Source organism: Thermosipho globiformans (genome assembly GCF_003990895.1).
Taxonomy (GTDB): Bacteria; Thermotogota; Thermotogae; order Thermotogales; family Fervidobacteriaceae; genus Thermosipho; species Thermosipho japonicus.
The window spans coordinates 117,611-141,010 of the sequence record NZ_BHXD01000003.1 but is presented as its reverse complement, the minus strand read 5'-3'; the positions used below and the strand labels follow the sequence as shown (position 1 = coordinate 141,010).

At 31.1% G+C, this 23,400-nt stretch carries 19 protein-coding genes and 1 pseudogene; 5 read left to right on the top strand and 15 right to left on the bottom strand.

Annotated elements, in window-relative coordinates; all coding sequences use genetic code 11:
* Window positions 1-3: 3 nt before the first annotated feature.
* Window positions 4-1,607 (bottom strand): annotated as a pseudogene (gene fliF / locus EO083_RS10135) (flagellar basal-body MS-ring/collar protein FliF).
* 10 nt (window positions 1,608-1,617) lie between these two features.
* Window positions 1,618-2,592 carry a lytic transglycosylase domain-containing protein gene (locus EO083_RS03780; protein ID WP_126992860.1) on the bottom strand — a complete coding sequence of 325 codons (975 nt, stop codon included), beginning with the start codon at window positions 2,590-2,592 and terminating at the stop codon, window positions 1,618-1,620.
* 54 nt (window positions 2,593-2,646) lie between these two features.
* Between EO083_RS03780 and EO083_RS03775 the strand changes: the two genes are divergently transcribed.
* From EO083_RS03775 to glmS, 4 genes are read left to right on the top strand one after another with little or no spacing between them, the layout of a single operon-like run.
* A complete protein-coding gene (locus tag EO083_RS03775; protein ID WP_126992859.1) occupies window positions 2,647-3,198 on the top strand; it encodes a YceD family protein in 552 nt (183 codons plus the stop codon).
* 25 nt (window positions 3,199-3,223) lie between these two features.
* Window positions 3,224-3,406: a 50S ribosomal protein L32 gene (gene rpmF, locus EO083_RS03770; RefSeq protein ID WP_126992858.1), complete on the top strand. Its 183-nt coding sequence runs from the start codon at window positions 3,224-3,226 to the stop codon at window positions 3,404-3,406.
* 2 nt (window positions 3,407-3,408) lie between these two features.
* Complete coding sequence (gene plsX / locus EO083_RS03765) at window positions 3,409-4,392, top strand: phosphate acyltransferase PlsX (RefSeq protein ID WP_126992857.1); 984 nt, start codon at window positions 3,409-3,411, stop codon at window positions 4,390-4,392.
* Window positions 4,380-6,185, top strand: a complete 1,806-nt coding sequence (gene glmS / locus EO083_RS03760; protein WP_126992856.1) for a glutamine--fructose-6-phosphate transaminase (isomerizing) — start codon at window positions 4,380-4,382, stop codon at window positions 6,183-6,185. The genes plsX and glmS overlap by 13 nt, the downstream gene beginning before the upstream one ends.
* A 110-nt stretch (window positions 6,186-6,295) precedes the next feature.
* Here glmS and flgG read toward each other — a convergent pair whose 3' ends face one another.
* The 13 genes from flgG to EO083_RS03695 form a co-directional block, all read right to left on the bottom strand.
* Complete coding sequence (gene flgG, locus EO083_RS03755; protein WP_012579812.1) at window positions 6,296-7,081, bottom strand: flagellar basal-body rod protein FlgG; 786 nt, start codon at window positions 7,079-7,081, stop codon at window positions 6,296-6,298.
* Window positions 7,082-7,093: 12 nt separating this feature from the next.
* Complete coding sequence (locus tag EO083_RS03750) at window positions 7,094-7,801, bottom strand: flagellar hook-basal body protein (protein WP_126992855.1); 708 nt, start codon at window positions 7,799-7,801, stop codon at window positions 7,094-7,096.
* A gap of 19 nt (window positions 7,802-7,820) precedes the next feature.
* Window positions 7,821-8,828, bottom strand: coding sequence for a rod shape-determining protein (locus EO083_RS03745; RefSeq protein ID WP_126992854.1), 1,008 nt, complete (start codon window positions 8,826-8,828; stop codon window positions 7,821-7,823).
* Window positions 8,815-9,684, bottom strand: a complete 870-nt coding sequence (locus tag EO083_RS03740) for a DMT family transporter (RefSeq protein WP_126992853.1) — start codon at window positions 9,682-9,684, stop codon at window positions 8,815-8,817. The genes EO083_RS03745 and EO083_RS03740 overlap by 14 nt, the downstream gene beginning before the upstream one ends.
* Complete coding sequence (locus EO083_RS03735; RefSeq protein ID WP_126992852.1) at window positions 9,684-10,193, bottom strand: TIGR00725 family protein; 510 nt, start codon at window positions 10,191-10,193, stop codon at window positions 9,684-9,686. Before EO083_RS03735 ends, EO083_RS03740 begins: the two co-directional genes overlap by 1 nt.
* 173 nt (window positions 10,194-10,366) lie before the next feature.
* Entirely contained in the window at window positions 10,367-13,099 is a 2,733-nt protein-coding gene (gene ileS, locus EO083_RS03730) for an isoleucine--tRNA ligase (RefSeq protein WP_126992851.1), read from the bottom strand.
* 95 nt (window positions 13,100-13,194) lie between these two features.
* Window positions 13,195-13,554: a response regulator gene (locus EO083_RS03725; protein WP_114702990.1), complete on the bottom strand. Its 360-nt coding sequence runs from the start codon at window positions 13,552-13,554 to the stop codon at window positions 13,195-13,197.
* A gap of 48 nt (window positions 13,555-13,602) precedes the next feature.
* On the bottom strand, window positions 13,603-16,137 hold the full coding sequence (pulA, locus tag EO083_RS03720; protein ID WP_126992850.1) for a type I pullulanase: 2,535 nt from the start codon (window positions 16,135-16,137) through the stop codon (window positions 13,603-13,605).
* Between the two features lie 16 nt (window positions 16,138-16,153).
* Window positions 16,154-18,154 (bottom strand): alpha-amylase family protein, encoded by a 2,001-nt coding sequence (locus tag EO083_RS03715; protein ID WP_126992849.1) that lies wholly within the window; start codon window positions 18,152-18,154, stop codon window positions 16,154-16,156.
* Between the two features lie 71 nt (window positions 18,155-18,225).
* Window positions 18,226-18,804 carry a TetR/AcrR family transcriptional regulator gene (locus EO083_RS03710; protein WP_126992848.1) on the bottom strand — a complete coding sequence of 193 codons (579 nt, stop codon included), beginning with the start codon at window positions 18,802-18,804 and terminating at the stop codon, window positions 18,226-18,228.
* Window positions 18,805-19,602, bottom strand: a complete 798-nt coding sequence (locus tag EO083_RS03705; protein ID WP_126992847.1) for a DUF2705 family protein — start codon at window positions 19,600-19,602, stop codon at window positions 18,805-18,807.
* Window positions 19,603-19,617: 15 nt separating this feature from the next.
* Window positions 19,618-20,415, bottom strand: coding sequence for a DUF2705 family protein (locus EO083_RS03700; RefSeq protein WP_126992846.1), 798 nt, complete (start codon window positions 20,413-20,415; stop codon window positions 19,618-19,620).
* An 11-nt stretch (window positions 20,416-20,426) separates the two neighbouring features.
* Window positions 20,427-21,284: an ABC transporter ATP-binding protein gene (locus tag EO083_RS03695; protein ID WP_126992845.1), complete on the bottom strand. Its 858-nt coding sequence runs from the start codon at window positions 21,282-21,284 to the stop codon at window positions 20,427-20,429.
* A gap of 124 nt (window positions 21,285-21,408) precedes the next feature.
* Here EO083_RS03695 and EO083_RS03690 point away from each other — a divergent pair, with 124 nt between their 5' ends.
* Window positions 21,409-23,391 carry a methyl-accepting chemotaxis protein gene (locus tag EO083_RS03690; RefSeq protein ID WP_126992844.1) on the top strand — a complete coding sequence of 661 codons (1,983 nt, stop codon included), beginning with the start codon at window positions 21,409-21,411 and terminating at the stop codon, window positions 23,389-23,391.
* Window positions 23,392-23,400: the final 9 nt, after the last annotated feature.

Below are 23,400 nucleotides of genomic sequence, written 5' to 3'. Positions count from 1 at the left end.
TGTTCACCCTCTTTCCGAAATCCAGATCTTTATTATTGATGCTACTTCTTCTGGTGACTTAACTGCAAGTTGTTGGGCATAATTTCTAAGCTCTTCAATAACTTTTTGGGCTTCTGAAAGTATCTGTTCTGCTTCTTCACCAGTTTTTTCTTCCATAACCTTTTGAACTTCTTCTTCAAGCATTTTGTACCTTTGTAAGACCAGTTTTCTTGCCTTTATTTTTCTTAATTGTATTAAGAATCCATATGTTCCAAAAAATACAAGAATAGTAGCTATTAGCAAGAGACCTGCTTTGTAAAGAAACTCTTTTTGTTTTGTTTGTTGCTCTATTATTTTTGAAAATTCTTCTTCTGTTTCTCTACTAAATGGAATGAATGCAAGAGAGTATGAAATTGCAGATGGGCTTGAATTTGCGGCTATACTTTTTTCTATAACATCTGAAACCATTTTATTTATTTCATCTTTTGAGATTTTGTTGAAAACCGTTGAGGAGGAATCTATGATAACTGAAAGTGATATATTTTCTATTTCGCCTTCATTGTTTTGAACAATATTTTCAACAATTTGGTTTAACTCATAGTTTGTAATTTGATGACTCTTTTCATATAAGGTAACGTTTGAACCTTCAATGCTTTGGTAATACGTAGTAGGTATGTTTGATTCAGTTCCAACTGGTCCACCATCTGCAGGAGCTGTAGTACTTTTTTCCGTTTCTGTTTCTTGGCTTCTGATAAGACCGCCCTTTGGTGTGCTGTATGTTGTTATTGTTTTTTCTGCCTTTTGCCAGTTTAATTTTACATCTGGAATAACTTCTACTGTTCCAAAACCAAATACCGTTTCAAGTGCAGGTTGAATCTTTTTTTGTAGTAACTTTCTAATTGCATTTTTAATTCGACTTTTGTTGAAGCTGCAACTGTATTATCATCGAAATTTACTAAATCACTTAGAGCTCTTCCATAGTTGTCAACAACCTTAACGTTTTCTGGTTTCAAACCTTCTACTGCTCCAGTTAGAAGGTAAATGATGCCCTTAATTTGCTCTTTTGAAAGACTAACGCCTGGATCAAGCACTAACTGGACAGAGGCTCTTGTTTCTGCCATTTCACCACGAACATAGTATGTATATTTTGGCAAAGTAAGGTGTACCCTTGCAAATTTTACTCCATTGATTGTTGCAATTGTTCTTTCTAATTCACCTTGTAATGCTCGCTGATAATTTACTTGTTTGTCAAAGCTTGTAGCGCCAAAACTACTTTGGTCAAGTAGTTCAAACCCTTTAGTTGAAGATCCTAGAGCTCCGCTAGATGCTAATTTCATTCTTACTTCGTATACGTTATATGATGATGGAATAAATATTCTATTTCCAGCCTCTACCTTGTAAGGTATTCCTTGTGATTCAAGTTGTTGAATAATAGTTCCAGCATCTGTTTCGTTATTGGCTGAGATTAAGAGAACATACTTTGGAGCATTTAATATAACAGTTAAAACTATGGCAATTAAAATTGCCGCTAAGAGTGAAAGTATAGTAATTTTTTGATTCTTTTTTAAGCCTTTCCAAAAATCAGGAAACTTAGAAAATGAATCTAAAAATTTTCTAAACCACTCCAAACTCATCACCTCATATTGTTATACTAATGAATAAATTATCAAACTCTGGTTCAAATCCAAAGTTTATTCTCCAATATTTATTTCCATACCCTATAGAGATAAAAAAGTTACTTAAACTAAACCCTTTTGAAAAATCGTAGTATATTTCGTAGCTTTCGCCTATAGGTCTAAAATGAGAATAGCCAATTATTGGACCAATTGATATTTCATTTTCATAATTTAAATTATACCCCAAATTATATCCAATTACAAAAGAATCAAAGTGATTTATTCTAATGTAAGATTTTGTCCCCAATTCAATTGGAAAATAACCTTTTCTAAAATGAAGAGTTGAGGAAATATCAAAATAAACTATTCCTAGATAATCAAAAATGCTACCAAAAGAAAAAGCAGTGTAAGTTTGACTGGAATTTTCTGTGAGCGTTCCTTGTAAATATAAAACGTATCTATCGTACAGATAAGATTTTCTACTTATCTTTCTTGAAGCAGCAATTACTTTGTTTGCATATGCGTTGCCTTGTTCTATATATTTTCCTTTTTTGTAATTTGATTCACCTATATTGTATATAGCTAACACTTTATAGATGTCATTATATTTTTGATAATAATATCTTATCATCCTATCTGTACCCAAAAGTGCTTGCTGAGGATTCCATGCATTGAATACTCCATAATCAATTGCAGCATCAGCTTTGAATTGAGTTATACCCATTGCTCCTACATGAGAAAGTGCATGTATATTAAAACCAGATTCGATATATGCAAGTCCTTTTACTATTTCAGGGAATCTCATAGTATCGGTAAAACTATCAAATGAAACAATTTTGTAAACAAAGGGATTATATATGGAAATTTTACCACCTTTGTTATAAAATTGTAATTGTAGACCAATGTTGGATTTTGTTATATAATTTAAAGGATCAAATAAAAAAGATAAAGTTATTGTTGAGATAAATAAAATGACCAGAAAGAATATTTTCTTCATACACTTCCCTCCCATTATATAATACCATAAAAATGAAAAGATGAGGTGAATTAAATGAAATGGAAAATAAAAATAAAGGATATAATTGCTAAAAAAAATGTTAAGATTGAGGACTATTATGAAAGTGAATACATTGAGCTACATACAGGAACGTATAAAGTAATTGATAAAAGATTTAAAGTAAAAATTTCAATAGTATATTCAGATGATACAATTGTAGTTGGAGGATATGTTTCTGGAAAAGTTGAAAGACCATGCGATAGGTGTCTTGAAATGGCTATAATGCCTTTGGAAGGAACGATAGAGGCTGTGTATGACTTAAAAAATGAACCAAATTTTAAAAATTCTGAAATAGAAAATTTGAAAAATGTGATATACTACAAAGGAGAAGAGATAGATCTTGAGGAAAGAATACTTGAAGCACTTGTTGTTAGTGCTCCTGACGTTTTTGTTTGCAAAGAAGATTGTAAAGGTTTATGCCCTTTCTGTGGGGAAAATTTAAATGAACATCCAGATCATGTTTGCAAAGAAATGGAAGTATTTAATATAGATCCAAGATTTGAAAAGCTTTTAAAATTAAAAGAAGAAATGCAAAATAAGAATTGATATAAATTAAAAGGGAGGGATTTATATGGCAGTACCAAAGCAAAAAAGGTCAAGAAGCAGAACACATCACAAGAGGGCAAAAATATATAAAGCGTTTTCAGTTCCTGTTTCCGTATGTCCAAACTGTGGTGCACCAAAACTTCCTCACAGAGTTTGTTTAAATTGTGGATATTACGGTAAAAAACAAGTATTTGAAGTTGCAGAATAATTATGAAGAAAATAGCGATTGATTTAATGGGAGGAGATTATGCGCCAGCGGAAATTTTAGCTGGCGCTCTTTCCTTTGCAAAAGAAAATGAAGATGTGGAACTTTATCTTGTAGGAATTGAAGAAAATTTTAAAGACGTACAACTACCAAAAAATTGTGTAAAGGTAGTAACCGACGATTTTTTGCCAATGGATGTAAAACCCACAGAAGCGATTAGACGAAAAAAAAGTACAATGTATGTTAGCTGTCAACTTGCTAGAGAAAAGAAAGTTGATGCGGTTGTTAGTGCAGGGAATACTGGTGCACTATTGGCATGCGCAACTTTTGTCGTAGGAAGAATTAAAGGAATTGAAAGACCTACTCTTGCAGTACCGATTCCGACTAAGAATGATTTTTGTGTTTTAGCTGATGCAGGAGCAAATATAGATGTAAAACCTTCTAACCTTCTCCAGTTTGCCATTATGGGTGTTGAATATGCTAAGTTGCTTGGCAAAGATAATCCTACTATTGGACTTTTGAATGTTGGAACAGAAGAAAATAAAGGAACACAAAAAGAAAAAGAAGCATTCCAGATTTTGAAAGAAAGATTTGGTAATCAATTTATCGGAAATGTTGAAGGTAACGATTTAAATACGGGGAAAGTAGACGTTGTTGTTGCAGATGGTTTCCATGGAAATATAGCTATGAAGACCATGGAAGGTGCAGCAAAAATGATTACAGAGCTTATAAAGTCTGAAGTAAAAAGGAATATAATATCTGCCTTGGGTGCTCTTTTAATGAAGCCTGTATTTAATTCATTGAAAAATAAACTTGATCCAAAAAAATATGGAGGAACATTCTTTATTGGTGTAGAGGGAATAGTAGTAAAGGCCCACGGTAATTCAAATAGGACGGCGATATTTAACGCGTTAAAGGTTGCAAAAAAGGGAGTAGAAGAAGAACTTCCCTTAAAAATTAAGGAGGCACTTTTAAAATGTGCGGAATAGTGGGAATAATTGGAACGGAATTTAGTATAAAAGAGCTTGTTGATGATTTGCAAAAACTTGAATATAGAGGTTATGATTCTGCAGGAATAGCTTTTTATAAAGATGGGAGCATTATTATCCAGAAGGCTACGGGAAAAATTTCAAATTTAAGGGACCAAATTACAAATTCTAACACTTCAGTTGGTATTGCGCATACAAGATGGGCGACTCATGGAGCGCCTACTGATGAAAATGCTCACCCTCATACAGATTGTACTGGTAAAATTGCAATTGTTCATAATGGAATAATAGAAAATTATGCAGAGATAAAAGAAGAGTTAAAGAGAAAGGGACATAAATTCAAATCAGAGACTGATACGGAAATTATTGCACATTTGATCGAAGAAAATTTTGAAGGGGATCTCTATAAAGCAGTCTTAAAATCTGTGAAAATGCTTAAAGGTGCATATGCTATAGTTGTTATGCATTCTGACATGAAGGATACTTTAGTTGCAGCAAGAAAAGGAAGTCCACTAGTTTTGGGCAGGGCAGAAAATAAAGTTATTTTAGCCTCAGATGTTACACCAATTATAAAGTATACAAAAGATGTAGTATTTTTAGAAGATGGAGATATTGCATTGTTGAAAAATGGAGAGTATAAAATCACAGATGTAAATGGAAATATTGTTTTAAGAAAAGTTTATCATATTGATTGGGACGAGGCTTCTGCAGAAAAAGGTGGATACAAGCATTTCATGTTAAAAGAAATAAATGAAGAACCTGAAGCAATAGAAAGTGCATTTGTAGGTAGAATTACTAGTGAAGGACCAATACTTACGGAATTAAAAGAGTTTAATTTAGAAAAGGTTGAAAAAATAAAACTTGTTGCTTGTGGAACAAGTTATCATGCTGGGCTTGTTTTTAAGTATTTTTTAGAGAAACATTCAAATATTGATGTAGAAGTCGATGTAGCATCAGAATTTAGATACAGAAACATACATATAGATGATAAGGCGTTGGTAATTGCAATTTCTCAATCTGGTGAAACTGCAGATACTCTTGAATCAGTTAGACTCGTAAAATCAAAAGGTGCAAGAGTTGTTGCAATTTCTAATGTAGTTGGGTCAACTATTACCAGAGAAAGTGATGTTACAATTTTGATGAATGCTGGCCCAGAAATTGGAGTTGCTGCTACTAAAACTTACGTAAACCAACTTGTTGTTTTATACGTTCTTGGAATGTATATTCTAAAAGAAAAAAAATTGTGGAATGAAGAGCTTGAAAAAGATTTCGAATTTTTGAAAAAAGCGCCAGAAATTTTTAGAAAATTATTGAGCAATATAAACTTAGAAGAATATGCAGCATATTACAAAAATTACCATCATTTTATGTATATAGGTCGTGGGATCAATTATCCATCTGCGTTAGAGGGTGCTTTGAAATTAAAAGAAATTAGCTATATTAATGCTACCGCATATCCAGCTGGTGAGTTGAAACATGGACCGATTGCTTTGCTAGATCCAACATTTCCTGTTTTTGCTATTGCGCCAAAAGATAGATTGTTTGAAAAAACAAAAAGTAATATTGAAGAGTCAAAGGCAAGAAAGTCAAGAATAATTTCTGTAACTAATGAATCAAATAATGATTTGGAAGGTATTTCAGACGACATAATTTATGTTCCTGATAGCCCGGAAGACATGTATCCTCTTACGATTTCCCCTGTTATACAACTTTTTGCATATTTAATTGCTGATATGAGAGGTTATGACCCTGACAAACCAAGAAATCTTGCAAAGAGTGTTACTGTCGAATAAGATATTAATATACAAGAATTTGGAATTTTCAAATAAAATCAAAAGCAAACAGGGCTCTAGTGTTAATTAGAGCCCTGTTTTTATGATTCAAAAAATTATTTGTTTAAAAATTACCTTTTCATACTCGAGGCTGTTCTTAACATTTCATCAGCAGTTTGGATTGTTCTTGAATTTAATTCGTAAGCTCTCATAGCACTAATCATGTCAACCATTTCTTTAACTATATCTACATTTGACTTTTCTACATAACCTTGCAATATTGAGCCAAAACCATCTTGTCCTGCGGTGCCTTCAACCGGAGTACCACTTGCTGGTGTTTCTAAGAAAAGATTATCGCCAATTGCTTTTAATCCTGATGGATTTATAAATCTTACCAGTGTAATTGTTCCAAGGTTTTGTAGAGTTCCATCTTGAAGTTCAGCAGTAACTATACCATCTGGGGATATGCTTAGTGATACAGCATTTTGTGGTACAACTATATTTGGTGACAATAGATTACCGTTGCTGGTTATTATTCTTCCATTACCATCAATTTTAAATTGTCCATCTCTTGTGTATGCTATTCTACCATCTTGAAGTTGGATTTGGAAAAAGCCGTCACCGGAAATAGCCAAATCAAGAGAATTTCCCGTTCTTTCTAAATTTCCTTGAGTAAAAATTCTTGTGGTTGCTGATAATTTTGTTCCGTGTCCTACATATAAACCTGTTGGATGCAAAGAATTTTGTGCGGTTGCTGCTCCAGCATTTTTTGAATAATCATAAAGAAGATCTTGAAATTCTGATTTAACTTTTTTATACCCAGCGGTATCTACGTTTGCAATATTATTTGAAAGCGTGTCGAGTTTAAATTGTTGTGCCCACATTCCTGTTGCTGCTGTATAAAGTCCATTAATCATTTACTACACCTCCTACTTTAAATTACCCGCGGAATTAATAGATTTGTTAAGCAATTCATCGTGTACAGTTACAGCTTTTGATAAAACTTCGTAATGCCTATTTGCTTCTATCATTTTTACCATTTCCTTTACAATGTTCACATTTGATTTTTCTACATATCCTTGTAAAATCCTAAAATTTTCTTTTTCAATTTCTTGACCTTTGTAGTAGGTGTAACCAATCTTTCTTGGATTATCAAGATCTACAACTTTGATATTATTAATAAGATCTGATTTATCGGATACCTTAATTCTTTGATCATTTTTATCTAATACATAATATCCTTCACTTGTAACTAAAAAACCGTCGCTACTAATTTTAAAATTTCCTGCTCTTGTGTATAGCTTTTCTCCGTTTTTTTCTACCACAAAGAAGCCAGAACCGTCAATTGCAAAATCTAACATATTTTCAGTATGTTCAATATTTCCCTGACTGAAATCAGTTTTTACTTCATCTAAAATAACTGCTTGCTCGAACTTTCCAATATCCTTAATTTCGACCTTTTTTTCTTGAGGCATTGGTTTAAAAGAGTGTAATCTTTTTTCAAGATATGTCTTAAATGCCAAATTATCAGCTTTATAGCCAATAGTTTCTGCATTAGATATATTATTTGAAAGCGTATCAAGTTTTGTAATATCAGCTAACATTCCCATAGAAGCAAGGTAAACACCTTTGTACATTTTTAATCACCTCAAATTTTTATTCGTAGGTTTCGGCTACTTCATTTAATAATTCTTCATCATCCAATAAAATTCCTGTACCTCTTGCGACACAAGTTAATGGATCTTCAGCTACCTTGCAGGGAACGCCTATTTCATCGTAAATTGCCTTATCTATTCCTCTTAGTAGTGCTCCACCACCTGTAATTACTATTCCCTTTTCCATAATATCTGCAGAAAGTTCTGGTGGAGTCTTTTCAAGAACCACCTTGATCCTGGAAATAAGACTTTCAATAATCGGTTTTAGCATACCGTATACTTGTGATGAATTTAATTTATCCGTTCGGGGAAGGCCAGTTACTGCATCACGCCCTTTTACTTCCATTTCAAAGTCTTCTATATCTGGGTGTGCTTTTCCGATTCTTTTTTTAATTTCTTCTGCTGTTGAATCACCTATTATTAAACCAAGAAGTTTTCTTATACTTTTTACTATTGCATCATCCATGGCATCACCGGCAAGCTTTACAGAATCTCCTACAACAACTCCCCCAAGGCTGATAACTGCGATATCTGTAGTTCCACCCCCGATATCTATAATTATATTGCCTTCAGGTTTTGTAACATCAATGCCTGCACCTACTGCAGCTGCTAGGGGTTCAGAAACAACAAAAACTTTTTTGGCTCCTGCGCTTGATGCAGCGTCAAAAACAGCTCTTTTTTCCACGGTGGTTGTCTTTGCAGGTATTCCTATAACCATATTTGGTTTAAATAAAAATCCTTTAGTTACTTTTTTTATAAATATTTTTAAAACTTCAGAGATTATCGTATAATCTGCAATCACTCCATCTTTCATAGGTCTTACAGCAGTAATTGTATCTTCTGGAGTTTTTCCTAGCATTTCTTTTGCTTCTTCACCTATCGCAATTATTTTTCCATTTTTTTTAGAAATTGCTACAACAGATGGTTGATAAAGAACAATTCCTTTTCCTTTCTGATAAACCAGAAAATTTGCTGTTCCAAGGTCTATTCCTAGATCATTTTTTCCCATGATTTACTCCCCTTTCTTCAAATTTTTCAAATATTAAAAGTCCTATAATCACTAATATTATACCTGAAATAAGTAATATTGATGGAATCTTTTTGAATATTAAGCTTTCAAACACTGCTGTTACAACTGGAATTATATATACAGCATTTGTAGTGGTTCTATCTCCAAGTGTTTCAATTGCTTTATTCCAAAGAAGATATCCAATTGCTGAACATAAAATTCCTAGATAAAGCAGCGAAAAAATAATATTAAGATTTAAATTGAAACTGGTTTTAAAGAAGATAGTTTCAATAATAGTAAATGGAATTAATGTTATTACACCCCAAAAAGTAATTTCAAATACAGCTGTGATTGAGGAATGATCATCAAGCTTAATAATATGATGTGTATATAACACCCAGGAAATTGCTCCAAAAAAAGCAAGTAAATCACCAATAGGGTTTAACTTTAAAATAATTCTTCCATTTAAAATTACAAGCCCCACTCCAAAAAGTGCAATTAGAGATCCAACGTATTGTAGAGAATGAGTTTTTCTTTTATGAGCAATTTGTGTAAACAAGACGTACCAAATAGGTGCTGTTGAAACTATTAGAGCAGCATTGGTTGGAGTAGTAAATTTAAGCGCAAAATTTTCTGAGACAAAATAAATTGTAATTCCCCAAAATCCTGCAAGGACTTTGTGAATATTAAACAAGTTAATTTTTCTATCTTTTGGAATGACAAGTAGTGTCAAAAGAGCTATAGAAAATCTAATAAAAGCAGCAAGTAAAGGTGAAATATTTTGAACCACAATACTTGTTGCAATAAATGAAAGTCCCCAAACTATTATTACTAAAATAAGCGATATATATTGCATCAGCTACCTCCCAAGATTTTTTCAAGAATTTTTAAAATTTTATCTATACTATCTGCTATGTATACCTCTGAATGTTTCCTATTATCAAGATATTTTCCATCAATTAAAACATTTTGTATCCTATCAGTCCAACCACCTGTACCTTTGAATAAAATTAGAGGTTTTTTGTATGCGTAAGCTCCAAATATTTCAATTGCTGTGCCACATTCTCCGGCAATTGAAATAACGGCATCAGCATTTCTTAATATAATAAACGATCTTGTAGAAAAATCAAGACCTGTTAAAATTTCTATAGTGTTAAATTCATTTCCTTTTTCATCATATGGTAAAACGCCGATAGAAGTTCCTAAATTATTTTTAACTCCTTTTGAAACAGCTTCCATCACTCCATCTCTTCCACCTGTAATTACTATATAATTTTTTGACAGCTCTTTGCCAAGTTTTACACATAATTTTTCAAGATTTTCATCTATTTTTCCTGAAGAACCTATTACTGCTACTTTTTTCATTTTTTAATTCACTCCTTATTTGCTTTTAAACAATATATATTATATCATTTTCATCTTTTTTAAATGTTTTAAAGGTTAACTCTGAGTATAGACAAACCCCATCCTCGGTTATACCAGGATGGGGTTTTGTTACAACTAAGAATGAAGATTCTTGTTTCAAACATATTAGTTTTTTATTTTCTTTCACCTTTTAAAACAGCAGCACATCTTGGACATGTATTTGGATATTCTTCATCTTTTCCTGTTTCCTCACTATATTTCCAACATCTTTGGCATTTTTCACCACTTGCCTTTTCTACACTTACATTTGCAAATTCACCTTTAACTTTTCCTTCTCCAATTTCAACTTGAGAGACAATGAAAATTTCTTCAAGGTAATCTTTATACTTTAGAAGAATGTTGTTAATCTCTTCATTTACACCCTTTAAAGTTACTTTTGCATCTAAAGAATGACCTATTACATCATTTTTCCTTGCGTTTTCTAAAGCTTTTAGTACGTCATCTCTTACCATGAATAGTATTTTAAATTCATCCATTAGTTTTTCATCTACAAACTCTTTCCTAACTTGTGGCCAATACTCAAGATGTACTGTTTCAAATTCTTTAAGTGGACTTAATTGATAAGCCTCTTCTGTAGTAAATACAAGTACTGGAGCTAGCATTTTTATTAATGCATCTAAGATGTAGAACATGACAGTTTGTGCTGAACGTCTATATATTGAATCTTTTGCTTCAACGTACAACCTATCTTTTAATATATCAAGGTAAGTTGCACTTAATTCCACGGTGCAATATCTGTTTATAAGGCTGTATACCTTTGAAAATTCGTATTTTTCATAATGTTCTGTAACTTGAGATATTACTTCTTGGAGCCTTCCAAGAGCCCATTTGTCAAGTGGTAAAAGTTTATCAAATTCAACTAAATCATTTTTTGTAAAGTCATTTAAATTACCAAGTAAGAATCTAAGTGTATTTCTAATCTTTTTGTATACTTCAACTTGTTGTTGAATGATATTTTTACCTACGCGGATATTGTCAAAAAAGTCTATACTGGAAACCCAGAGTCTTAAAATATCAGCACCGTATTTATCAACAATTTCTTTTGGATCAATTACATTTCCTAGAGATTTACTCATTTTTCTACCATGTTCGTCTTTTATAAATCCATGTGTTACAACAGATTTGTATGGTGCTTGTCCTGTATGTGCAACGGACATAAAGATAGAACTCTGGAACCAACCTCTGTGTTGATCATCGCCTTCTAAGTATAAGTCAACTGGAAATTTTTCACCCTTTGATCTTATGACAGCTTCAAATGAACAACCTGAGTCAATCCAAACATCCAAAGTATCGTATGTTTTTTCAAATTCATTATGTCCGCATTTTGGACACTTAACATCTTCTGGAATAATCTCTTTTTCAGAAAGCTTAAACCATGCATCTGTTCCTTCTTTTTCAACGATTGTTATAAAGTTATCAATTACTTTTTCATCAATAAATACTTCACCACAATGTTTACATTTTATTGCAGGGATTGGAGTTCCCCATACTCTTTGTCTTGAAATTGTCCAGTCAGGTCTTTCTTTAACCATTGCTGTAATTCTATTTTCACCCCATTTTGGGTGCCATTCAACTTTTTTGATCTCTTCTAGAACTTTTTCACGCAAGTTATTTTTATCGACAGAAATAAACCATTGAGGAGTTGCTCTAAATATAATTGGATTTTTACATCTCCAGCAGTGTGGGTAACTATGTTCGATTTTTTGTGTCTTTATAAGTGCACCTAATTTTTCTAAGTCTTCTATAATTACTTTATTTGCATCCCAAATTTTTAGACCAGCATATTTTCCTGCTTCTTCAGTAAATATTCCTTCTTCATTTACTGGTGAAAGAACTGGTAGGTTATACTTTAAACCGGTTAAATAGTCTTCAGCACCGTGTCCTGGTGCGGTATGAACACAACCTGTCCCATCTTCGAGTGTTACATAATCAGCAAGCACAATTAATGATTCCCTATCTATGAATGGATGTTTTGCCTTTTTATACTCTAAATCTTTACCTTTGAATTTTTCAACAACTTCATAATTAATTTCAGTTTCTGCTGCAAATTTATTTAATAAGCCTTCAGCTACTATCCAGTATTCACCATCAACTTTAATTTTTACATAATCATATTCTGGATGTACTGCAATAGCAACGTTTGCAGGTAGTGTCCAAGGAGTTGTTGTCCATATTACAACATATGTATTTTCTTCACTAATTAATTTAAATTTTACGTAAATTGAAGGTGAAGAATGGTCATGATATTCAACTTCTGCTTCTGCAAGAGCAGTTTTACAAGTTGGACACCAATAAACAGGTTTGTTTCCTCTATATACATTACCATTTTTAACGAGTGTTTTAAAAATATTTAATATGTGGGTTTCGTATTTTGGATCTAGTGTTAAATATGGATTATCCCAATCACCTCTTACTCCTAATCTTTTGAATTGTTCACGTTGAATATTTACAAAGTTGAGTGCAAAATCTTTACATTTTTGCCTTATTTCGACAGGAGACATTTCTTTTATCTTTTCTCCCATTTCTACAGAAACTCTATGTTCTATTGGAAGACCATGAGTGTCCCAACCTGGAACATATGGGGCATAATATCCCCTCATAGTTTTGTAGCGAATAACTATATCTTTTAATATTTTGTTTGTGGCAGTTCCAATATGAATGTTTCCATTTGCGTATGGAGGACCATCGTGAAGAACAAATTTTGGCTTTCCCTCCCTTGATTTTAAGACCAAATTATAGTCGTCCATTTCTTTCCATTTTTTAAGCATTTCTGGTTCTTTTTTTACAAGATTTGCCCTCATGGAAAATTCTGTTGAAGGCAGGTTTAACGTTTCTTTGTAATCCATATAAACACCTCCACTTGATCTATTTGCTTTTAGGTATTAAATTAACAAAAAAGGTGGCCCTCCCGCCACCTTTTTTTCTTGGGGAGGGCAATGCCTTACATATTAATTATTTTTGCAATTGTGTCTTTTAATTCAGTTAAATCTGAAGATTTTACGACATATGCATCAGCAGCCCATGAAGCAAGATCACTCTTATAATGAGAATAAGCAGTTAAAATTATTATCTTTGCATCTTTTTTTATTTCTCTGATTTTCCCCGCAACTTCCAAACCATTCATACCGGGCATTTCAATATCTACAGTAACAAGGTCATATTCTTTTTCTCTGAATTTTTTAAGTGCTTCTTCACCATTTCTTGCTTCATCAACATCGTATCCGCTTTCTTCCAACTCTTCGGTTATTAAAAGTCTCATGTTGTCCTCGTCTTCAACGACAAGAATTTTTTTCTTTGACATATTATCACCCCTTAGAGTACAAAGTACACCATTCTAAATTATATCATATTATTTATTTTTGTACAAAACATATGCAGAAGTTCCTTCAAGTTTTATCTTACCAGAAACTTTTTCTATTATTTCCGTTCCTGCTTTTTGTCCGTTTACTACAACGTTCCATGTTCCTTCTGGAAGTTCATACTCAACTGGCCCAACATTTCCGTTGTATATAACTAAAATATCTTTCCATGGATCTCCACCAGCATTATCAACAAGCATGAATGAAACTATTCTTCTAGTTCTACTTGTTAAAAGCTTGAGGTGCTTTTTGATTTCTTCTGCTGTTCTTAATCTGAATGCTGGATGTTCTTTTCTTAGCTTAATTAATCCTTTATAGTATTCAAAGACATCTAAATATTCATATTTTCTTTGATAGTCAAGACCATTAATTGAAATTGGAGCATTGTAAGAATTTTCATTGAAGTTTTTAGTTCTTGCAAAGTCCTGACCAGCATGAATGAAAGGAATTCCTTGAGAAGTAAGTAAGATTGCTCCAGCAAGCTTTTGAGCATTTCTCAACATTTCATCGGTCCATTTGTATTTTTTATCGTATTTTGCAGCTAAATAGTTTTTATCCCAAAGTGTGTGATTATCATGACATGCAACATAGTTGATGGTTTCTTCTGGATCACTGGCAAAGCTTTTAATTCTTGAATCATAATAGATGCTTCCTACAACACCTCTTTTAACTCTAGTTTCTTTTCCTATTGCTCCCATTAAGAATCCTTTAACCTTTTCATTGAAGACAGAGCCTCTCAAAGCATCTCTAAACTCATCATTAAACGCGGCAATATGTGTTCCAGCTACATCTGATTTTCCAAATCTTATAGGTGCACCCCAACCACCCCAAGGTTCACCGTACAATATTATCGTTGGATCTATTGAGTGAACAGCTTTTTCTACTTCAAGCATTGTTTTTTTATCAATAAGTCCCATTTGGTCAAATCTAAAACCATCAACGTGGTATTCGTTTATCCAGTAAAGTAAAGTATCAATTATGTATTTTCTCATCATTGGTCTTTCTGATGCAATTACATTTCCACAACCACTTTCATTGAGATATGCCCCTGTTTTATCAATTCTATAGAAATAGTAAGGTACTGTTTGGTCAAATGGTGAAAGCTCTCCAATGCCAAAAGTGTGTGGAAATACCATGTCAAGAATAACTCTAATGCCTTTTTCATGGAATTTTTGAACCATTTTCTTTACTTCATTTATCCTAACATATGGATCTCTTGGATTTGTTGAATACCTTCCTTCTGGAACTGTAAATAAGTAAGGATCATATCCCCAGTTGTAACTTTTTTCAAAATCTTTATCTTCTTCATCCCCAGTGTAGAAATCAAATATTGGAAGTATGTGAACATGTGTTATTCCAAGCTCGACAAGGTGAGAAAGCCCTGTAGAAACTCCACCAGGCCCCTTTGTATTTTCTTCAGTTAATCCTATGTATGTTGCTTTGTTTTTTACTCCAGAGTTATCAAGTCCTGTCATATCGGCAATGTGTATTTCGTATATTATAGCATCTTCTAGTGCTTTCATTGCTGGTCTAATATCATTGTTCCAACCTTCTGGATCAGTCTTTTTTAGATCTACTACAGCACTTTTTGTTCCGTTTTTGTAGACTGCTTTTGAATAGTAGTCAACAGTTTCTCTAACTTTTCCATAGCTTTCAAATCTGTATTTGTAAAATACTCCGTCAAGATCTCCTTCAACTTCTGCTTGCCAGACACCATTTCCAACATATTTCATATCAACAACCTTGTAAGGCTTTTCATCTTCGCCATTTTTGAAGAGTAAAACTTGGGCCTTTTTAGATACAGGAGACCATACTTTAAAGATAGTTTTTTCTTTGCTATATAAGTATCCAAGTTTTCCATCATGGTAAATGTTATCTAAAACATCTAACATATAAACAGTAGACGGAGAGAAGCCCTCGATAAATAATTTTACATCTTTATTTAAATCTTCTTCTGTTAGAGCATCTTTTAAAATTATTCTAATATAGTTTGTTTTTGAAAGATCTGTAGGATCTGCTTTTTCTATCTTTTCAACTTGTAATTCTTTTCCATCAACAGTTACTTTGATGTTTTTAAATGTCTTAGTGTCGATTTTGTTTGTAAGGTATGCTTCTATTACGTTGTAATCTTTTGCTGCAGCGAAAAACACTCTTGGGCTTGTGTCTGGCTTTGTTGTGTATATTTCTTCGACTCCCTGCAAGATCCACACCTCCGCTTTTCCATCTTTTATTTTGATAAATCTATCTTTTGCAACATCTTTTGCTTGCCATTCGTTTAATCTTACTATTATTCCAACTTCATCTAAATCCATATCAAGTTCTATTTTTGCAACTACACCAAAATCATCAGTTTCAGTAAATTGGTAGGCCTTTCCTTCCATTGAAACAGGTTTTGAAGGCCATATCCAGAGATTCCATCCTGCATAATTATCATCAAATCTGTGATAATGGACGGTTATAACTGTTTTTGAAAATGCAACCAAAGAAATTAATACAAAAATTAAAAATAATACCTTTTTACTCATACTATCCCTCCCAAATTTACTCATTTATGATAATTAAAGCAAAATCACCCGCATTAAGTTTTAACCTTAAAATATTACTTTTCTCTAAGAAATATTCCTCAAAACCATTCCATAACTTTACACTTTTTATTTCGATTTGTTTTCCAACAGTTTTATCAAGGTGTATTTCAAACTCTCTTTCCCATGAAAGATCAAGGTTTCCAATGATCAATATACCTTTATCATCTTTCCAATATGAATAGTTTGCCAAAAATCCGTCTTGATAATTAAAATAAACATATTTAAATTCACCTGAAAGTATAAAATCTTCGTATTTTTTTCTATAAAATAGGAGATTTTTCAAGAAAGAATATACCTTTTCATCATAACTGTTCCAATGAAGCACGTAGTGATCAAAAAATGCAAGCTTTCCATAAAATTCATCATCGGGTGGAAGAACAGTTTTTCCCCAGATTGTATTGTCTAATCCTAAATTCATTGGTTGGATTTCTCCTATTTCTTGCCCTGAGTTAATGTAGGGAAGTCCGTTAGGTATAAAATACATTAAAAATGGCGAAAGAAATTTTAATTTATCCCCAAATTCTCTTGCCTTTATTCTAGGAGTATCTGGTGTTTCAACTGAAGCAACAAATGGGATTTTTAAATTTACAGATGTTTCTTCTACCAATTTGTACATTTCTTCTCTTCTTGCAACTGAATACCAGCTGTTACCTAGTATAACGTTGTAGCCTTCTTCCATTGCCTTTTTGTCATTTTTCATTTCAAGTTCTTCAGCTATAAACATAAATTCTGGATCATTATTTTTGGCTTTTGATATGATCATTTCTTGAAGTTTTTTAGGGAGTGCATGGCCCATATCAATTCTTGCACCGTCAATTCCAAATTTCTTTTGATAGTGAGGAATTATATCAGAAATATATTCCCAAAGTTCTATGTTTTCATCTTCACCTGGGAATTTACTAGATTTGATTACGTCAAACAAAATGTAAGGTTTTTGATCAGGTGATATATATGGTTTTGCAAGTTTTGGGTTGTCTAGGTACAACCTTAGGAATGTAACATCATCCCATGTTGGCTGAGTATCATTTATCCAGTCTGAAAATCCTGGGGGTGTAACTATACCAAATTCTTTTATTATGTTTACTAGAATATTTCCTTCCATTTTTTTTACCTTTTCCCATTTTTCTGGATCGATCTTATCTGGAGAATCGACAAATTTTTTTAGATGTTTTCGAACCTCTGCGTTTCTATAAATTACAGGTATATCTTCTGCATCTGGGATTTTAAACGGTAGACTATCAATGATTGGAGGTTTATATTCAGAAAGATCATCTACCTTTATCCAGTAGAACCAATCTGGATGTTCCCTTATTAAATCAGAATCTCTTGAAGCGGTTCTTGGAATAAAGTCAAGGACAACTCTAATACCAAGGATATGAGCTGCTTCTACTAACGCTTGAAATTCTTCTTCTACGTTGAATCCTTCAAGTAGAGGATCATGATAATTTTCATCAAGTTTTAAAGGATTTTTAACTGCGTAAGGTGAACCAATACTGCCTTTTTTGAATAAATTGCTAGATTGGCTTATGGGAAGCATGTAAAGTGTATTTACATTGAAGTGTTTAAGATAAATGAGTAAAGCAATCATTTTTAAAAATGTGCCTGATTCTTTAAAGCCCAATATATCTGTTTCTTCGAAATTTGCAAATCCCTTGTGATTGTATGCAGCTGTCATTCTTGGCAAACTACCATATATTATTGCCTTTTTATGCCAATCCTTTTCACCAGTTATATTAGAAATTGATTTTGAATATTCTACTTTTTCTTTTCTTTGCGAGTTTATATATGAAACAACTTTATAGAAAAACTCGTATGGATCAACAAAAATTGTATTTCCTTTTTCTTCAAATATATTTCCAAATATTTCTTTGCTAGAGTGTATCCAAAGCTTTGGTATTGCATAATTTTTATGCCCACTTATTTTACTTTTTAAATATTTTTCTAAGTCCTTTAACATCACGTCACCTCCATAGAAACGGTTCCAATTCGACCTAAAATATTATATCACATTAGAAAAGAATATCTATATTATTTTAGTATTCCAAATTTGATTATATTTATAACTTTTTCTATTTCTTCCATGATTTTTTCAAGGTTACTTTCAAATTCATAGTAATATTTTTTTGATAAATATTCCAAAATTTCAAAGGTTATTTTAAAGGAAAAGTTTTTGTCCATGTTTTCCTTTAATTCAAGTTTTTCAAATTTTTCAAAAAAATAAGGTATATATTTTGAATAAATTTCTTGGTTTAACTTGAAAATTTTTTCTTTTAGACTCTCAGGTATAGATTCAACTGTTTTAAAAAATTGAAGGTACTCAGGTTTTTCTTTAGCTATTTCAATTTTTTTATAGCTCCATTTTATTAAAAATTCAAAAAAATCAAGATGAGGATTTTTAGAATAAAATTTCAAAAATTCTTTTTCATATTCACCTTGGATTTTTTTAAAACATTCTATGTACAGATTTTCTTTACTTTTAAAGTGGTAAAAAATTGCTCCTTTTGAAACTTTTGAAGCTTTTGAAATTGTATTTGTGGAGGCAGCAAGAAAACCTTTCTCTGCAAATTCTTTTAGGGCATATTTAATAATTTTTTCCTTTTTTGTCATTTAGATATTGACATCCTTTCTAGTAAAGATTTTGAGCCCAAAAAAGGAAATTACAAAACCTATAAGTATAAGTATTATTGAATTATTTATATACACTACACTATTATTTATAGTATCACCAATTGAAATGTATTTGAAGATTGATAAATACCTTAAAAAAGAAAATTTTTCGTTTGCACTTCCTAGAATATCAATTATATACATTAATATAAAAGTTGAGAGCGATAATGATATAGAAAGCATTGTTTTTTGAAATATTACAGATAGAAAAATTGTTAAACAGCCAAAGAAAATTTCTATGACATATAGATATAGGGAATATCCAAATAAGATGTAAGGACTGTATTCGTAACTTACATATACCTTAAAAAGTACTAACACACTTGCGCAGAATATTAGAAAAAAGAGTGTATAGAAAATAAGAATAGCAATTAGTTTTTCAAGGTATATTTTTTTTCTACTTATTGGTTTAACAAGCAAATATTCTATTGTTTTATTTTCAAATTCATTGGCAAATAAATTTGATGCAAGTATTATGGAAAAAACCCCTGCAAATATTTGAGCCATCATCATTATTTTCATTCCAAAAAATCCTTCTGGAGTTATTGAATTTTCAGAAATGTTAAAAATTTTAACCATAAATTTTGGAAGTGATTTAATAAAATTTATCATTTCCTCTGAATCTTTCATTACGGTATCTATAAAAGGGGCGATCATGTAAGAAAATAAAAATAATACGAATGCCCAAATTATAAATAATTTTATATTAGATCTCAATTCTTTTTTTAAAATTAACATTTTCTGCGCCTCCCCTTAGATTGAAATATCATTATTTTTGAATATGTAATGTGATGAAATAAATAAAATTGTTGAAATAAAGATAATTGCAGCTACTGCACTGTAATTTATGGTCAGTTCTTTAAGTATATCTATTGTTGAAAAATAATAGAAAACGCTTATTTTTCTAAGAAATTCAAAGTTTTCTACACCTTCGGTAACTGAATTTAGAAAAAACATTAAAAATACAAACGATATAGATATAGTATTTACAAGCTTTCTTTTTCTAAATATCATAGATAAAAGCGTAGAAAATGATGCAAAGAAAATGGAAGAAATAAATATGTAAATAAAAAAATAATTCATAACCACCTTACTAAAATTTTTAACATAAAGTGGGAAGAATATATGCTCTGAAAGCAAGAAAGTAAATGAGAGTATTGTTATAAATAAAATTGTTGCTGCCATTTTTGATAAAAAAGTTTTAGTTCTACTAACTGGTTTAACAAGCAAATATTCTATTGTTTTATTATCAAATTCACCTGCAAAAATTTTACTTGCGATTATTGAGGAAAATATCCCAAAGAAGATAAACATAAATGTCATACCTTCGGTTCCAAAGATACCTTCCGGTTTGGATAAAACGTCAATTTCAATATTAAATGTTTTTAATAATTTTTCTGGCATATTTTGGATTATTTTTAAAGCAGGTGTATTTTCATCTAAAAAGAATGTTGTTGCAGCCGAAAACATCCAAATAAAAAGCGATATAACTATCATCCATATTAAGATGACTATTATATTTTGATTTATTTCTTTTTTTAATATATTCATATTTTCACCACCTATTTATAAAGTTTTAAAAAGACATCTTCAAGTGCAGGATTTTTGATCTCAATATCTTTGAACTCACAATTTAAAAGATCATTTAAAAATGTTTTTAATTCTATTGATCTTATTTCGAATGTGTAACTTTTTGAGTCTTTTTTGAAGCTGTATTTTTTTATCAAATCGCATTCCTTTAAGCCGTATACATTAACTAGTTTTATTGAAAAATCTTTTAAACTTTCTATATTTCCAAATTTTACAATATTTCCATCTTTTATCATTGCAAATTTATCACATAATTTTTCAACTTCTGATAATATATGAGATGAGAACAATATTGCCGCACCATTTTTTTTATGTTCTTCTAAAAGATCGTAAAATTTTTGCTGGACTAGTGGATCAAGACCACTTGTAGGTTCGTCTAATATTAAATATTTTGGTTTGTGTACTAGTGCTTGAAGAATTGCTATTTTCTTTTTGTTTCCAAGAGAAAGTTCTTTAAATTTTTTATTTAAATCTATTCCTAATGTTTTGATAATATATTTTTCATAATCTTGATCTATATTTTGATAAAATGCCCTGTTAAATTTTAGAAAGTCTTTTATTTTCATGTCGCCATAGAAATTTACTTCTCCTGGAATATATCCAATATTTTTTTTGACTTTGTCAATTTCAAATGGCATCTTTTTATTATCAATGTATGCTTCACCATTATCGGGAGTAAGAAAACCCGTTAAAATTCTAATGGTTGTTGTTTTTCCAGCACCATTAGGACCTATTAACCCAACTATTTCACCCTCTTTTACTTCAAAACTTACATCTTCAATACCGACATTTTTTCCATAATATTTTTTCAAATTTTTAATCTTAATCATTTAAAAATCACCTCCTAACTATTTGACCACATGGTCAGTTAAGATTATATCATATATTTATGATTAAAGTCAAAATATGGTAAAATAATCAAAAGAATAATAAAAGATTGAAGGGAGGTTTGTTATGTTTAAAAATTTATTGTACTTTTTACTTGGAGGAATTGTAATTCTTTTAGTTATTTTTTCAATTAATTCGTATTTAAAAGAGGATGGCCTACAAGAATTTTTGCCAAAACTTAAAGTTGATGGAGCACTTTTAGATGAAAGTTTTTTAACATTTAATGATGAAGACTTGCATGAATTTGAAGTTGTTTTAAATCAAAAAAATAAGTATATAGCATTTACGGTTACTGCAAATCAAGAAGTAAAAGTTTATCAAGACGGAAAATTAATATTTTCTTTAACTGGACCAGATCTAAATTCATGGCATAGGTATTATTATCTTCCATTAAATGGGACAACAAAATTTTTATTTTATTCAAAAAATGTCGGTGGTGTTGAATCAAGTTGGTATATAGGTGATTTGAAAGATGTTCAGGATGTGGTTGAAAAACATAATTTTGCTAACGAAATGCTTCATCATTTTACATCAGGTTTTGCAGTCGCTATATTTATATTAATGCTCCTTATGTATTTTGGAATAAGAGATAAAAGTTTATTGTTTGGAGCAATAACAGTTTTAAGCCCAGTTTTATTGTCTTTGGATGAAATGAATTTAATAATGTCTCCACTACTATTTTGGAAAAAGATTGTAATTTTAGGAGCTGCCTTATCCATGTACTTTGCATTAGAATTTGCATATAGCTTGTTTAAAATAAAGAAAAATATATTATTCAAGATTTATGTAATAATGTATTGGATTTTGTATATAAGAGTTTTATTTGCTGCAAATCTTTCAACTGCTAGAGAATATTATTCCCAATTCTATCTATTTGCAATTTTGGCTTTATTCTATATCTCATATATCTTCGTAAAAAATTCAAAGAATTTTTCAGAAAGAATAGTAACGCTAGGATTGGGAAGCGTAGTATTTGGAATATTATTGTCTATTTTTTCAATCTTAGGAATAGTTGAGATAAACTATATGTTTTTTAATCTTGCTCAAACAGGGTTTGGAATCACCCTTGGTATGTATGCTTTTGTAAAAATAATTGAAATTAACAATGAAACAAAAATTGCAAATGAAAAGATTAACAATTTGCTAGAAAAGGAAAGAGAGAACATGAAAATTCTTGAAAAATGGTCTCAGAAAGCAAGAGAACTTTCTCATGTTGTTTTTGATACAACTAAAAAAGTTCAGGAAATAGATTTGAGTTTATATGAGAATGCAAAAATTGTTGATAGTGATATAAATAATCTTTTATTTGTACTTGAAAAATTTAACGGATTTTTAAATGAAGTAGAGGAGAAGACAAACGAAATTTCAGAAAAGATCAATAAAGTAAGTAAAATAGGTGAAAAGATTGAGCAATCTTCCAGAGAAAATTTAGCAAATCTTTCAAGTGTACTGAAAATGACTAAAGATCTTATAAAAGTAAATGAATCTCTTAATGCATCATTTGTTGAATTTTCAAAGGGGATTGATATGATTGAAGATGTTACAACAAAGATTCAAGATATTGCAGAACAAACTAATTTGTTGTCTTTAAATGCTGCAATTGAAGCAGCAAGGGCAGGAGAAGCTGGAAAAGGATTTGCTGTGGTTGCAGAAGAGATTAGAAAGTTGTCCCAGGATACGGAAAGGTTGGTAGAGTCTATAAATGAAACAGTGGGCAGTACAAGAAGTACTTTTTCAAAAGTTAATTCGATAATTGTGGAATTGTCAAATAACCTTTCAACTGTAATTGATAAAAATCAGAGTGTTTTAAATTCAATTGATGAAAATACAAATGATATATCCGATATGTTTGAAGAATTTAAGATAATTGTAGAAATGACGGAAATGCAAAATCAACTTTCTCAAAATGTTCAAGAAGAAGTTCAAAAAATAGAAGCTATATCAAAAGAAGTTGAAGAGAAGTTCAAGGAATTAAGAAGAAAACAGGAGGAAATTTCACAAATGATTAAGCAAATATCTCGAAAATCAGATGAGTTAAGTAATTTATAGGGGGATGTT